General features: G+C 39.0%; 13 protein-coding genes and 1 riboswitch. Of the genes, 1 reads left to right on the top strand and 12 read right to left on the bottom strand.

Features of this window, described 5'->3' with window-relative positions:
- Window positions 1-2 precede the first annotated feature (2 nt).
- Window positions 3-740, top strand: coding sequence for an amino acid ABC transporter ATP-binding protein (locus B4H39_RS08255; RefSeq protein WP_251421887.1), 738 nt, complete (start codon window positions 3-5; stop codon window positions 738-740).
- A 176-nt stretch (window positions 741-916) separates the two neighbouring features.
- Here B4H39_RS08255 and B4H39_RS08250 read toward each other — a convergent pair whose 3' ends face one another.
- From B4H39_RS08250 to B4H39_RS08195, 12 genes are all read right to left on the bottom strand, one after another.
- Entirely contained in the window at window positions 917-1,951 is a 1,035-nt protein-coding gene (locus B4H39_RS08250) for a cell division protein FtsQ/DivIB (RefSeq protein WP_251421884.1), read from the bottom strand.
- Window positions 1,944-3,044: an undecaprenyldiphospho-muramoylpentapeptide beta-N-acetylglucosaminyltransferase gene (gene murG, locus B4H39_RS08245; protein WP_251421881.1), complete on the bottom strand. Its 1,101-nt coding sequence runs from the start codon at window positions 3,042-3,044 to the stop codon at window positions 1,944-1,946. The genes B4H39_RS08250 and murG overlap by 8 nt, the downstream gene beginning before the upstream one ends.
- A gap of 1 nt (window position 3,045) precedes the next feature.
- The gene (gene murD, locus B4H39_RS08240) at window positions 3,046-4,407 is read right to left on the bottom strand and encodes a UDP-N-acetylmuramoyl-L-alanine--D-glutamate ligase (RefSeq protein WP_251421877.1); all 1,362 of its coding nucleotides are present in this window, start codon (window positions 4,405-4,407) and stop codon (window positions 3,046-3,048) included.
- A gap of 124 nt (window positions 4,408-4,531) precedes the next feature.
- Window positions 4,532-5,269: an amino acid ABC transporter ATP-binding protein gene (locus B4H39_RS08235; RefSeq protein WP_251421872.1), complete on the bottom strand. Its 738-nt coding sequence runs from the start codon at window positions 5,267-5,269 to the stop codon at window positions 4,532-4,534.
- On the bottom strand, window positions 5,270-6,841 hold the full coding sequence (locus B4H39_RS08230; protein ID WP_202231360.1) for an ABC transporter permease subunit: 1,572 nt from the start codon (window positions 6,839-6,841) through the stop codon (window positions 5,270-5,272).
- A gap of 206 nt (window positions 6,842-7,047) precedes the next feature.
- Window positions 7,048-7,215: riboswitch (Lysine riboswitch) on the bottom strand.
- Window positions 7,216-7,357: 142 nt separating this feature from the next.
- Entirely contained in the window at window positions 7,358-8,848 is a 1,491-nt protein-coding gene (locus B4H39_RS08225; protein ID WP_251421870.1) for a HAMP domain-containing histidine kinase, read from the bottom strand.
- An 87-nt stretch (window positions 8,849-8,935) separates the two neighbouring features.
- Entirely contained in the window at window positions 8,936-9,631 is a 696-nt protein-coding gene (locus tag B4H39_RS08220; protein ID WP_202231358.1) for a response regulator transcription factor, read from the bottom strand.
- A gap of 97 nt (window positions 9,632-9,728) precedes the next feature.
- Entirely contained in the window at window positions 9,729-10,277 is a 549-nt protein-coding gene (locus B4H39_RS08215) for a YceD family protein (protein ID WP_251421867.1), read from the bottom strand.
- 155 nt (window positions 10,278-10,432) lie between these two features.
- Window positions 10,433-10,675: a type B 50S ribosomal protein L31 gene (locus B4H39_RS08210; RefSeq protein WP_202231356.1), complete on the bottom strand. Its 243-nt coding sequence runs from the start codon at window positions 10,673-10,675 to the stop codon at window positions 10,433-10,435.
- 395 nt (window positions 10,676-11,070) lie between these two features.
- A complete protein-coding gene (locus tag B4H39_RS08205; protein WP_420908628.1) occupies window positions 11,071-12,393 on the bottom strand; it encodes an ISLre2 family transposase in 1,323 nt (440 codons plus the stop codon).
- A 354-nt stretch (window positions 12,394-12,747) separates the two neighbouring features.
- The gene (locus B4H39_RS08200; protein ID WP_251421862.1) at window positions 12,748-13,056 is read right to left on the bottom strand and encodes a hypothetical protein; all 309 of its coding nucleotides are present in this window, start codon (window positions 13,054-13,056) and stop codon (window positions 12,748-12,750) included.
- Entirely contained in the window at window positions 13,047-13,892 is an 846-nt protein-coding gene (locus B4H39_RS08195) for a ParA family protein (protein WP_251421859.1), read from the bottom strand. Before B4H39_RS08195 ends, B4H39_RS08200 begins: the two co-directional genes overlap by 10 nt.
- Between the last annotated feature and the right edge of the window lie 378 nt (window positions 13,893-14,270).

Here is a 14,270-nt window from a genome sequence, read left to right as displayed (position 1 = left end):
ATATGTCTGTACAAATCGAAGTCACTGATCTTCACAAAACATATGGTAAAAACGAGGTCCTCAAAGGTATCTCGGCAAAGTTCAACAAGGGGGACGTTGTCTGTATCATAGGACCCTCAGGTTCTGGTAAATCAACCTTCCTCCGTACATTGAACGGCTTAGAAGGCGCCACCAGTGGTGATGTCATTATCAACGGCTACAACCTCACGGATAAAAACACAGATATCAACTTGGTTCGCCAACATGTCGGAATGGTTTTCCAGCATTTCAACCTTTTCCCTAACATGACTGTTTTGGAAAATATCATGTATGCGCCTGTTGAGCTTAAGAAACTAACAAAAGAAGAGGCCAAAGAAAAAGCACTTCATTTGCTTGAAGCGGTTGGGCTAGAAGAGAAGAAAGATACCATGCCTGAGATGCTCTCAGGTGGGCAAAAACAGCGTGTTGCTATCGCTCGTGCCTTGGCTATGGATCCTGATGTTATGCTCTTTGATGAGCCAACTTCCGCCTTGGACCCTGAAATGGTTGGTGATGTTCTTGACCTCATGCGCCGTATCGCTGACGATGGTATGACAATGCTTATTGTGACACATGAAATGGGATTTGCACGCAAAGTTGCCAACCGTGTCATGTTCACAGATTCTGGTGTTATCCTTGAAGACGGTAAGCCAGAAGACATCTTTGACAATCCACAGCACCCACGTTTACAAGACTTCTTGTCAAAAGTCTTGAACGCTTAAAAGTAAAAACGGTTTTCGTTTTAAAAGAAAACCGTTTTTCTTTTACTTTAAGATACTATAAAAATATTGAACCAAATGACTTAAAAACAAAAAAGCTTAATCACGTGCATATGAATGCTGTGGTTAAGCTTTTTTCGGCTTTGCCTGAAATCAATCTTTTCTATTTTTGCTCCAGACTATTGAGTTGTCGTTTCAGCAGTATCTTCTGAGTCCTTTTTCTCACCCTCAGGATTTTTCAAATCATTGAGATACTCTTCCTTAGATTTCGCGTATATCCCAGCCTCCATATCAATCACTTGGGGAGGGGTAAGCTGACTAGCAACGCTTGGATAGTAAGGCATCTTTTCTGCTATTTGGCTCAAGGAAACACGTACCTGGTTGCCGTCAGACATCTCTAAGGCAAGGAAATCACTTGTTGCTTTAGTCGGTGCTTTGCTTACCGTAGTAATAAGGCTGCGAATTTCAGGTTTCAATTTCATATAAGCGGTAACAAATTTTTCTACCTCTTGATCTGAAAAACTTTTAAGTAAAGGATGGTTTGAAAGTTTATCCCCTGGAATCTCTTCATCTCTCAGAATATAGCCACTTTCTAAAACTTGATAGTTCTTTCCTTTCTGTTCAACATAAGCCACTGTCTGAAACTCAGTGACCTTAGCTTCAACATGATTAGGAAAAGTAACTTGTATCTCTACTGCTTTCACACGTGGGAATTTTTGGACAATACTGTTCTCAATCCCTCGTCGATTTCTAATCACACCGTAAATTCTATCTCTTGGTTTTAAATTCGAGGCTTCTACTATTGCTTCAAAAGATTCGTGCTGATTTCCAGACACAGTAAACTTACCAATCTTACTTATCGGTGATACAGCATAAACAGAAACAATGAAAAGTAAGACAGCCACTAATAGCAAGGGCCACATTTTTTTAAAGACTTCAAAGCTGCCTTCAAAGTAAGAGGGTTTCGTTTCTTCCTCTTCAGCGATCTCAGAAAACTCTTCTGAGTGAGTCATTACTGATTCTTCCCCGTCTTCAATATACTGGCTCTCTGAATCTTGACCTATATCTTCTTGATTTTTAGCCGTATCGTCTTCTTTATTCTTCAAAAACTTCCGTTTTTTAGGCTCCTCAGACTTCTCTTGATTTTCAGCAGCCTTACGGCGCTGATATTCCAGATGTTTCTTTTGCCAAGGCGTAAGGTTTTCTTCACTCATTATTTTTAATTTCTTTCACAAGTTGATAAAGTCGGTCGCTTGCATCAGGAACTCCTGCTTTTTTACTGGCTTCCGACATGGCTTGATAGAGACTTTCATCAGAAAATATTTCCGAAATGCTTTCCAGCATTTTTTCAGCCGTAAGCTCTGCATCTCTGATCATCTTGGCAGCCCCAATGTCAACAAGTGCCTGAGCATTTTTCGTTTGATGGTCTGCCGTTACATTTGGACTCGGCACAAAGATGGTTGGAAGACCAAGTGCTGTAATTTCCGCAATCGTCGTTGCTCCTGCACGGCATAAAATTAAATCTGATGACGCCAGCACTTCAAGCATGTTTGAAATGTAAGGACGAATCGCAATATTTGCACTTTCCTTATATTTAGCAAATTCTGCATAATCTTCATCGTAGTAAATCTGTCCTGAAGCGTACACAAGCTGATAATCTTTTTCTGCAAACTTAGGAAGGGCGGCTTTCACAGCTTCATTGATGGTTTGTGCACCACGTGAACCTCCAAAAATCACCACTGTTTTTTTATCCTTTTTGAGCTCATACTCTGTTTCCAAAATATCTGTTGCTTCTAAACTGGCAACTTCTTGCGCACGAGGATTACCAGTAAAAACTGTTTTTTCCCTCGGAAAGTAGGGTTTTGCCGCTTCAAATGCCACAGCAACCTTATCCACATACTTGCTTAAAAACTTATTTGTTATTCCTGGAATAGAATTTTGTTCATGCACAAGTGTTGGAATCTTAAGCTTGGCTGCTGCATAAAGAACAGGACCTGCGACATATCCTCCTGTACCAATCACCACATCTGGTTCAAAGTCTTTAATAATCTTCTTAGCGTCTGAGGTGGACTTCAAAAATTTATAAAGGGTCTTAAAGTTGCTAAAGGAAAAGCTACGGCGGAAACCTTGTATATCTACTGTTTTAAAGTCGATGCCAGCCGCAGGTACAATTTTGCTTTCTAATCCCCGTTCTGTCCCAACATAGAGGACATCGGATTCTGGCTCAATCGTTTTTAGATGATTGATGAAAGCCAAAGCTGGATAGATATGCCCGCCTGTACCGCCTCCAGTTACAATAATTCTCATCTTATTTCAGTTCACCTTTCAATTCTTCAAAGGCTTTGATAAACATGTCGCCACGTTCTTCAAAGGTCTTGTATTGATCCCAGCTGGCACTAGCAGGACTAAGCAAAATCGTGTCACCGGCTGTTGACTTTTCAAAAACTTCTTTAAGTGCCGTGGCAACATTTTCACTGGGGACTGTCGGGATGTGTAACTGATCCGCAAGCTTTTGAAGTTTGGGAGCAGTTTCTCCAAACACAGCCATTCCTTTAAGGCCAGAAACAGCAGACAGCAACTCATCAAAGTCATTTCCCCTATCTAGTCCGCCTGCTAAAAGCCACAGCTTACTGTTCTCAAAACCAGAGAGTGCTCTTTTTGTTGCCAAGATGTTTGTAGCCTTACTGTCATTATAAACTTTCCGTCCAGAAATTTCGCCCAAGTATTGCAAGCGGTGCTTGACACCAGAAAAGCTTGTTAATACTCTAATAATGGCTTGATTTTCAACACCTGACAGTTTTGCAACAGCTATTGCTGCTAGAGCATTTTCTAGATTATGTTCTCCTGGTAAGGCCAGTGCTGCGGTTTCCATAATAAATTCATCCCGAAAATACAGTTTGCCTTCTAAAGAATAGGCACCATCGACTTGCTGTTCAGTAGCAAAAGCTACGACTTGAGCTGCAGTATGCGCTGCTAAAGCACGGCACTTCTCTTGATTAAAGTTAAGCACCAAGTATTCATCAGCAGTCAAGTTTTCTTGAATGCGCCATTTGGCTGCTTCATAGGCTTCCTGCGAACCATGATAATCTAAATGTGACGAGAAGATATTTGTAATCAGAGCAATCTTTGGCTTAAAGTCAATAGTCCCCATGAGTTGGAAACTTGAAAGCTCCATGACAAGAGTATCTTTTTCAGTAGCTGTAGCAGCCACTTCCGAAGCAGGGAAGCCAATGTTTCCTGCTAATTTTGCTGACCGACCATCAGCATTTAAAATCTCCGCGATGAGTGTCGTTGTCGTTGTTTTTCCATTTGTACCTGTAATACCGATAATGGGAGCCTCAGAGACGAGGTAAGCCAGCTCAACTTCTGTTAGGACAGGAATTTTTTTAGCTAAAGCTCGTTTAACCATTGGATTATCGTAGCGAATGCCTGGGTTTTTTACCATATAAGCAAAACCTTCGTCCAAAAGTTCAAGAGGATGATTCCCACAAATGACTTGGATGCCTTCTTTCAGCAAGGCTTTGGCTGCTGGATTTTCATCAAAAGCTTTTCCATCATTTACAGTAACTAAAGCTCCCAATGAATAAAGCAAGCGTGCAGCAGCTTCTCCAGACCTTGCCAATCCAAGGATAAGCACTTTTTTTTGTTCAAAAGTTGTGATTTTTTTCATTGTCCCTATTCTTTCTACGTCCCTCTATTTTACCGCTATTTGCCCATTTTTTCAATATAGAGTTTACATTACACTGGTGACAATAAAAAAAAGCAGAAAGCATTTTTGCTTTTCTGCTTTTTGTTCAAGTACGTAGGAAACGTGAGAGGAAAGCTTTTGTGCGTTCTTCTTTTGGCGAACCAAAGATTTCTTCAGGACTGCCTTCTTCAGCAATGACTCCCTTATCCATGAAGATTACACGATCACTCACATCACGCGCAAACTCCATCTCATGGGTGACGATAACCATGGTAAGACCTGTTTCAGCTAAACCTTGCATGGTTTGCAAAACTTCGCCAACCATTTCAGGGTCTAGAGCTGATGTCGGTTCATCAAAAAGAATGACATCAGGATTCATTGAAATCGCACGTGCGATAGCAACACGTTGCTTTTGTCCACCTGAGAGTTGTGCAGGTTTAGCATTCGCAAATCTAGCCATCCCCACTTTTTCTAGATTTTCCAAAGCAATCTTTCTTGCTTCCTCTTGGCTTTTTTTCAATACAGTGACCTGCCCAGCCATAACATTTTCAATAACATTCATGTTGTTAAAGAGGTTAAAGCTTTGGAAAACCATGCCCAAATGTGTACGATACTGAGGAATGTCAAAGCCTTTTTCGAGAACATTTTCTCCCTTATAAATGATTTCACCACCGCTAGGCTTTTCTAGTAAATTAATTGAGCGAAGCAGGGTTGACTTACCACTTCCTGATGAACCAATGATAGAAATAACTTCGCCTGTATTAACGGTCAAATGGATGTCTTTTAAGACTTCATTGTCTCCGAATGATTTTTTTAAGTGATTGATTTCTAAAATAGCTGTCATTTAGGCCTCCCCCAATTCTTGGACTTGCATCTGGTTTTGGATTGGAACATAAGCATCTGGCCCATCCATTTTTCTTTCTATAAAACGGAGAATACGTGTTACTGTGAAAGTAAGAACAAAATAAATTGCGCAAATCACAGCAAACGTTTGGAAATACATAAAGTTTTGCTGTGCCACTGTAGTCCCTTGGAAAAAGAGTTCCGTTACTGAAATCACAGACAAGACGGATGTGTCTTTAATGTTAATCACAAACTCATTACCTGTTGCAGGAAGGATATTTCGTAAAACCTGTGGCAAGACAACTTTACGCATTGTTTGCCCGTGTGTCATTCCAAGAGCCTGTGCTGCTTCAAATTGTCCTTTATCTACAGAGAAGATTCCTCCACGAACAATTTCTGACATATAAGCCCCTGTGTTAATCGATACAATAATCAAAGCTGCCACAGTACGGTCCAAGCTAATTCCAAATGCCAGAGCAGAGCCATAATAAAGGACCATTGCTTGAACAATCATCGGTGTCCCACGGAAAATCTCGATATATGCTGAGATAATCCAGCCAAACACTTTATATAAGAAAGCTAAAAACTTATTACTGATTTCAGGAATTGTACGGTATACACCAATAAGAAGCCCTAAAATGGTACCAATAATCGTACTGATAAGTGAGATAAACAATGTCATCCCTGTACCATTAAGGAACTGTTTCCCATTGTCTTTCACAATGCCAATAATCTGGTCATACCAAGTTCCTTGTGTTTTTGCTTCTGGCTGCGCAGCAATCATCTCATCCATCAGCTCTTTTTGATCCTGCACTGAGAAACCTGTTAAAAAGCTATTGATTGCTGCTAAATTAGGGTCATTTTTACGGACACCAACCGCTACTGTCGTATCCTCTGAGTTCGTTACGAAACCTTGACCTTCCCCAAATTCAATCATTTTAAAGTCAGGATTTGCTTTTTCTGCCGTAATCCCCTCAGGTCGCTCTGCAACATAACCATCAATGGCCCCACTCTGCAAGGCAACTCGCATGCTTGAAAAGTCCTTCATGGCTGTTTGTTTATTTACATTCTCGATCTGATCAATCATGTTGTAGTGGAAAGTTCCGAGCTGAGCGGTAATTTTTGCTCCTGAGAAATCAGCCAAACTTGAAGCTTGGGCAAACGCTCCGCCACTTTTTACCATCATAACAAGATTCGACGTATAGTAAGGCTCTGAGAAGTCAATCTGTTCTTTACGCTCTGCTGTAGGAGACATCCCTGCGATAATGGCATCAATTTTTCCTGACTTAAGAGCGGGAAGTAAGCCATCCCAGCTGGACTTTACAATGACCAGCTCTTTATTCAATTTATCCGCAATTTTTTTCGCAACTTGTACATCATAGCCGTTGGCCCATTGTCCATCTACACCCTCGATAGGAACTGCACCGTTGCTTTGGTCATACTGTGTCCAGTTAAAGGGGGCATATGCTGCCTCCATCCCCACACGGAACTCCTCTGCACTAACCTTTGAGTTTCCAATAAATAATACCGTAAACAACGTCAAGGCAATTAATAATAGGTTTTTCCTTTTCATAACACTCTCTCTTTCATATTTTACAAAATCAATATAATGTAAAGATCACGGATAGGCGCTTTGCCTTCTCCCAATGAGACATGCGGGAAATTAACCTAGAAATGCCCCTATCATTGTATTCGAATATACGATGACAGTAGTAATAAACATAAAAAGCAACCTTCACATAAGGAGGTTGCTAAACGTTGAATATGACGCATTTATCAATAACGAATAGCACTCCGCAAAACTGCGACAGTTCAGCAAGTATCCCTTGCTGCCCCAACAAATCTACTTGGACGAGTAGATTCATTTCGGCAATGTCTCCTCCATTTTACTTCAACGCTTGTCCAGCTCAGTAAAACTTCCTATTCATTGCGACCTCTATCATTTTATTTGTATTTTGTACTCTAAATCTTAACCTTTTTTCAGATGAATGTCAACAATTTACTCGAATCATCAAACAAGTCAAATTAATTATAAGGAAATTAAAAAGTCTGTCGACAGCTTCTTTAAGGCATCTACAGACTTTTATGTTTATTTAATTTTTGGAATTTTCAGCGTGAATTTAGAACCTTCACCCAAAACAGAGGTAACACTAATCTCTCCCTCATAGTTTTCCACAAGGCGATTAATAATAGATAGTCCAAGACCTGTACCACCTATATCACGATTTCGGGCTTTATCTGCACGGAAGAAACGCTCGAAAACATGTTTCAGGTCATCTTCACTGATTCCATAACCCCTGTCTTCAACAGTCGTAATAATATAATCTTCGTCTTCTGCAAGATGAAGATTGACTTCTTGGCGATCTTTTGGCGAATATTTTATCGCATTATCGATCAGAATTTTCAAACCTTGCTCATAGTGATTAGGATAAATATGGGCCAAACTGTCCGGACTTAAATCGTTTTTCACAGACATTTTTAAGTCGGGATGAATAAGTAAAAAGTTTTTCATCAGAAAATTCGAAACTTCCGTTGGGTCACAGATTAAGTCCTCATCTTGAAAATCAATGCTCTCCAAACGAGCTAAGGCGAGCATCTCTTCAAGCATTGTCCGCATTGTTTTTACTTCTTCAATACTCGCAATCAGTGATTCGTCAAGTACCTCAGGATCATTTTTCCCCCAACGATTCAACAGGTTCAAATGTCCGTCAAGTACTGCCAGAGGCGTTCTTAACTCATGACTCACGTCAGAAACGAAACGCTTCTGCTGATCCACATAATCGTTGAGTTTTATCATCATGTCATTATATACCGTAGCCAGCTCTTCAATCTCATCCCCCGTTTGAATAAGAACAGGTTTGAAATCCATGCTTAAATTGTTTGCTCTGGTCGTAATAGCATCGTGTAAGCGTTCGAGCGGTTTGATGTAACGACTGGCCATGAAATAACCCACAAACTGAGCGATAAAGAGGGCGATAATTTCCAAAATAATAAGAGCAATAAGAAGTTTCGTACGTACGCTGTAATAATAACTCATATCGTAGAAGGCCTGAACATAACCGATCAATTCCCCTGTCTTGCTCGAAAATACAGGTCGTTCAGCTAAATAGCCAGAATAATCACCAAATGTGCGTATAGCAACACTCGAATCTCCCACATCTTTTCTCAAAGGAAAATTATAGGCCCGTGTAGAGTAGATGAGTTGTTCATTCACATCAAAGACGTAAAAAGACTTTCGCGAACCAATCATGCTCCCTAAAGTTTCAAGTTCATTTTCTCGCCACTGCTTTGAAGCGGTATAGTCTTGTCCATAACCCAAGTAATCAAAGAGGTTTTCCTCTGTAAGCTCATTTTCAGAGCGTGCCAAACGCTGCTCCACGTTATCCAAGGCTTGCAGCATGTCACCTTTTTCAGCATTAATAAAAGTGGTTATTGTGAGTTGATAAATCAGTACTGTAAAAATAGTGAAAGTGATGAAACAGAAAATTGTATTTGCAAAAGCCCAGCGCAGCATGATACTGCGCTTTCGCTCTGGAAGACTTTCTGTTTTCTCTCTTTTCGCATCAAAAAATTTTATCATGTCGCATTTTTCTATTTCTTTTAGATGACATAAAAGGAACAAATCTAGTGACAAAGCCACTAGAAATTTTCTTATTTATTCGCTATGTTATTTACGGTCGCGCATGACGTAGCCCATACCACGGACAGTTTGGATATAGCTTTCACGTCCTTCCACATCAATTTTGTTACGCAAGTAACGAATGTAGACGTCAACGACATTTGTTTCAGTGCCTTCATCATAACCCCAGACTTCTGAAACCAAATATTCACGTGTTACGACATCTCCAACATTTTGCATGAGTGTCAAAAGCAAGTCGTACTCACGGCGGGTAAGGTCAATAACTTTTTTACCACGGTGAACAGTGCGGTTGGTTTTGTCAATGACCAAGTCGCGGAATGAAGTGTTGTCTGCTTTATCTGCAGCTTGGATATGGTCTTCACGGCGGAAGAGTGAACGCACACGTGCTAAAAGTTCTTCAATAGCAAATGGTTTTGTGATATAGTCATCAGCTCCAATATCAAGACCTGCGACACGGTCCATTGTTGAGTCACGCGCAGTCATCATGATAATATGCGTATCTTTTTCACGGCGCAAGCGACGTGCTACCTCAAAACCATCAAGTTCTGGCAGCATTAGGTCAAGCAAAATCAAGTCATAATCTTTTGACATTGCTTCTTCAAGTCCTTTGCGACCATTGTCTTGAACAGCAGTTTGATAGCCTTCATGCTCAAGTTCAAGTGAAACAAATCTCGCAATGTTTTTATCGTCTTCGATAATCAAAATACGTTTAGATGAATTCATAGTTTAGCCTCATTTATATCTTTTTTAATTTTATTTCCTCTATAACAAAATTATAATACAATTGTAATTTTGTTGCAAGTGTTTTATGAGATTTTTCTTAATTCTTTTCTTCCGAGAAAAGACCCGCCAAATCTGCAAAAGGAGATTTATTTTCCTTATCCGCTTCTTCTTCCTTTTGTTTCTGGTAATCCGCTTCAGACAAGACTGTCCAGTTTTTCCCTGACGGTAGTTTCCCGTCCTCCCTCTCGTCCTCAGACAGAATCTGCAACGGGATTTCTAAAAGAATATTATCTGCTACAGACTCTGATAAACTGATCCAGTCTTCGTCCAATGTAAAGATCATGTCATCATCTAGTAAATCTTTGTTCTCTTTAAGAAACGCCTCCGTTGTAAATGCTTCACTGACCGAAAGTTCCATCAGATAATCGACGGGTTTCAAACTACGTGAAGAGGGAAGAACCAGTTCCGCTTTAAGCGTATAGTCTAGGTAGTAAATATCTGTATCATAGGAAATTTGTCCTTGAATCTTCACTGGCTTTGCATCAAGAATTTCTTCTGAACGCTGCTTAAGCTCAGCGGTCAAATCAAGTTCTTCCTCGAATTTAATTGTTTTCTTTTTTGATACTTCAAGAATCGACCACTTCATTGTTTTTTTCCTTTATCTTTATTTCAGAATAAAAGAGCATTTCCTTGTCATGCACCTTATCCCTATATCGTGTGATACCTTCCTCTATTATATGATATTTTTTTAATTTTTTATAGTCCTATAAGTAAAAATGAAAAAGCGCCGAAGCACTTTCTTTATTTTCCATATTTTTTGTTGAAACGAGCGATACGTCCGTCTGCCGCTTGGAATTTTTGACGGCCAGTGTAGAATGGGTGTGAGTCAGAAGAGATTTCCACACGAATCAATGGATAAGTGTTCCCGTCTTCCCATTCAATAGTTTCTTTAGAGCCTTTAGTTGAACCGCTCAAGAACTTAAAACCTGTACTTGTATCCATAAATACAACAGGTTGGTAATTAGGATGGATGTCTTTTTTCATTTTGCAAAATTTCCTTTCTGCCTTGGACTGTTTGCCAGACCAAAGTTTGTTAGACCATAATATTCTAACAGAATTGTTCTTGAAATTCAAGCTTTTGCTCAAATGAGTGTGTGTCGTAAATTTCCGTAACTAAAAAAATAATCAAACATTTTTAAGCTAGAATAGAAAAAAGCTGAAGCCTGCCCCCTCGCAATCCTCAGCCTTGATTTTTTACGCATTCTAGTGTAAAATAGTCAAAGTTGATTGAAGCAAGAGCCAATTGCTTTAATCTCCTAGCTCCGAATGGAAGTCGGAGCTTTTTTCTTGATTTATATCACGAATTGATTATACTAAAAAGCACGTTAAAACGCAATCATTTTCAAAAAATGATTGTGTTTTTTATTGGACTTCTTCCTCTAATAATATCTCCGACGTCCTGATTTATTGGCTTGTTTGACCCGCCTTATCTCTGGTGGGATGTAGGACTTTCTTAGAAACTGCTGCACACTCAGTTGCTCAATACTTTTATATTTCGCATACTTTTCTCGCCACTCCCCAAAGAAAAGGTCATAAAGCCGCCCTTCCATTTTATCAATAATCATTCGCCCCATTGTCAATGCCCCTTCCACCGACCAATAACGTCCTTGTTTCTTCATACGATAAGACATTTTTGTGTGGTTACTTTCCATAATACCGAGGACTATGGGTGACAAGCCCCGCATTTCTGGGGTTTGAGTATACGAAAAATTCCTTAAGAGTTTCCGTGAAAACTTGGAAAATTTCTCAAGAAATTCTACCTCTTCTTCAGGAATAAGCTGTTCGACTTGAGTAAGAACTTCTCGTGCCTCTCGCTTATTGTGGTCTGTAATCGCTTGAAAAAGAGCCTTCTCAAAAGAGTCAGGAAAAGGCTTCATCATCATTGAAATCTCCTTATTAAGATGATACCTGTCCCAAAAATGTTCATGTTTACATGAAAACGCCTTCGCAATTTCTTCAAATACATAAGGGGTATAACCATGCCCCATGTCTGAATTTGTAATGAGAAGTGTATCTTTCCTTATTTCATAGTGATTATGTAGGTAATCAAGTACTTCCTCTCTCGCTTTTTTATTGCTTGATGACCATATTTCATGCTTATTCACTGTTTTCCCACGCATACCATACTCTTTTTCAATACCCTCATGAATAAGAAAATGGGCAAAATCTGTTTTCTTCTTATCATTCATAAATTCTGGTGTACTGATAATAAGGCCATCTCCTTCAATATAGAGAATATCTATTTCCTTCTTATTCATGAATTCTTCTTCCTCAAAAAAGCGATATTCCTCACGTTCTTTGTACAGCTGAGTAACCATTTTACGCGCCTTATGAACAGCATCTTTACTGATATCCAGATGAAGTAATTCTTTAAAGTGAGCAGCTGCTTTCCTACATGTTAAGTCAACCGCAGTTGAAGCCATTTTATAGAGCAGCCCTTTAGAGTATCTGCTATATGGGAGTAAATCAAGATATTCATCCACAGGGTAACGACGTTTACCGTTTTTGGTATAGCATCTTCTGACAAGAAGTACCTCCCCAAAAGTAAACATCACACGACGTTCTGCCGTTTCTTTATAGGTCCATCCTTCCTTTTCCAACAAAGCTCCTTGCTCACGATCTACACGCCTCATTTCTTTGATAAAACGCTGGACATGCAATTCTTGCATCTCTAATTCATAAGCTTCTTCACTAAACAGCACCATTGTTCTCGTTTCTAAACATAGTACTTTCCATTATAAGGGGGAGAACTTTTTCTATCAAGAATTTTTTTGTTCTCTTAAAATTTTTCTTTTTTTATTCTTTTCTTTCATATTTAGTAAATAAAGTGTTTCGTTAATAGAGTATTTCGTACATGCTATTCTGGAACAGTACCATTAGTATTGTTCCATTTGAATTGTTTTATTCGTATTGTTTAAATTCAACAATGCGACAAAGCGCATGGTTAAGCAATTGTTGTTTTTCGACAATACCAAATGTACAAAAAATACCGACTGTTTTTCCACAGACGATATTATTCAATTTGTATCAATATAACAAAACTTACTTCCCAATTCTCATAAAAAATCAAAAATATCTGTTTGTTTTGAATTAAATTCTGGATCACTTGCGGCTTTATACGCACGCAAAATCAATTTGCCTAAAACTTCAGAATCACTCTTTTCACCAAGCAAATCGGTCAACTCTGTCAATGCTTGACGTTCATTATAGCGTAAAGAGAAATTATAACGTTTCTTTTGGGAACGAGTTTTTCGTTTATTCTGAGAGGAATATGCAATAACCACGCGTTTCATTCCTTCTTGTTTTCCTGCTTCTTTTCGAGTTGCACGAATCGATTCTGCACGACGTTTATCTCCTAATGCCATGTCAACACCTCAATTTTCTTATCTATTTCAGTCATCACTTCTTCAAGTTGCTGTTTAAAGGTTTGGTTTGTTTCGACTTTCAGAATAGCTTCTTTTTCCAGTTGTGTCCAAATAGATTGCTTTTCATCGGAAAAAGCTTGTGCAAACAGTTCTTTATGGGGAATGTAACCAACAAATCGCTCATCTTCAGAAATAAGAGCTATCAACTGTTTAGAGAGTCTGGTATAATACTTCCCAACCTTTTCAATATTCGTTCCCATCAGAACCAGTTCACAAGTCACTCGTTCTTCTTGGTGTCGTTTATCATAGGTGTCTGTTTTTAGATCTATGAGAGCCTGTTCAGCCTTGGGAATCGCATTGGTTGATTTTTCTGTTGGCATGACAACACCAATCTGTGCCGTTGATATCGCCAAAGCATTTTTAGTCAAAGTATCTGTGTCAGGATGCGTATCAATAAGCAAATAATCAAAGCTTTTGATGAGGTCTTCATGCTCATACATCCAATCCTCTAATAAAAAGTAAACGTTTTGGGTACCTTCTGCTCTGAGTCGGGCAGGCTCGTACTGTAAATTCGGATGAGCAGGCAAGAGCCAGATATTTTCTTCAACCGAGATAAAATTAACTTCTCCACCCTTGAACAGATTCAATGAGGTATTTTCTGTCTCATAAATATCATAAAGTTCTGTCAAGGAACACTGATGATCCAAATCAATCAAAGCAACTTTATAACCTTGTCTCGCTTTCCACTCACCATAAACCTTAATAAATGGTGTTTTACCTGTACCTCCTGCAGGAAGTGCGGCAGTTAGAACAATTGGAAATTTTTCTTCGTCCATTGTGAAATTTCTCCTTCAAATAATTGATGGAAAATACACAAGTTTTTGCGCAATCACTTACATACTTTCGTGTGTAACTTTATATAAGTATTATAGCAAAAGAAAAGAGGCGAAAGTGCCTCAAATCCATATATATCAGCTTTGTTAGTTCGCAACCATTTTGTAATATTCTCGATTCAGAAAAGGAATTTATGTTTACAAAACTGTCACCTAAACAAAAGAGAAACCGAAAGTCCTTGAGTTTAAAACTCCTTCTTGAAAAAACAAAATTCAAGTCCGAAAGAGTACAAACGTCTTACACTTTGAACAACTCAAAAAAAAATCAAACTAACTATTCTTTGACTGCGATACTGATATTTTACATTATGAGAAGTTCGC

Source organism: Lactococcus sp. UBA7128 (assembly GCF_002492185.1).
In the GTDB taxonomy this organism is placed as follows: Bacteria; Bacillota; Bacilli; order Lactobacillales; family Streptococcaceae; genus Lactococcus; species Lactococcus muris.
Note: the sequence above shows the minus strand (reverse complement) of the source record. Positions and strands in the feature narration are given on the sequence as shown.

Bases quoted from the DNA above. Each gene is read 5' to 3' on its own strand.
- B4H39_RS08255 (WP_251421887.1), top strand. From the start codon at position 3: ATGTCTGTACAAATCGAAGTCACTGATCTTCACAAAACATATGGTAAA.
- B4H39_RS08250 (WP_251421884.1), bottom strand. From the start codon at position 1,951: ATGAGTGAAGAAAACCTTACGCCTTGGCAAAAGAAACATCTGGAATAT.
- murG (WP_251421881.1), bottom strand. From the start codon at position 3,044: ATGAGAATTATTGTAACTGGAGGCGGTACAGGCGGGCATATCTATCCA.
- murD (WP_251421877.1), bottom strand. From the start codon at position 4,407: ATGAAAAAAATCACAACTTTTGAACAAAAAAAAGTGCTTATCCTTGGA.
- B4H39_RS08235 (WP_251421872.1), bottom strand. From the start codon at position 5,269: ATGACAGCTATTTTAGAAATCAATCACTTAAAAAAATCATTCGGAGAC.
- B4H39_RS08230 (WP_202231360.1), bottom strand. From the start codon at position 6,841: ATGAAAAGGAAAAACCTATTATTAATTGCCTTGACGTTGTTTACGGTA.
- B4H39_RS08225 (WP_251421870.1), bottom strand. From the start codon at position 8,848: ATGATAAAATTTTTTGATGCGAAAAGAGAGAAAACAGAAAGTCTTCCA.
- B4H39_RS08220 (WP_202231358.1), bottom strand. From the start codon at position 9,631: ATGAATTCATCTAAACGTATTTTGATTATCGAAGACGATAAAAACATT.
- B4H39_RS08215 (WP_251421867.1), bottom strand. From the start codon at position 10,277: ATGAAGTGGTCGATTCTTGAAGTATCAAAAAAGAAAACAATTAAATTC.
- B4H39_RS08210 (WP_202231356.1), bottom strand. From the start codon at position 10,675: ATGAAAAAAGACATCCATCCTAATTACCAACCTGTTGTATTTATGGAT.
- B4H39_RS08200 (WP_251421862.1), bottom strand. From the start codon at position 13,056: ATGGCATTAGGAGATAAACGTCGTGCAGAATCGATTCGTGCAACTCGA.
- B4H39_RS08195 (WP_251421859.1), bottom strand. From the start codon at position 13,892: ATGGACGAAGAAAAATTTCCAATTGTTCTAACTGCCGCACTTCCTGCA.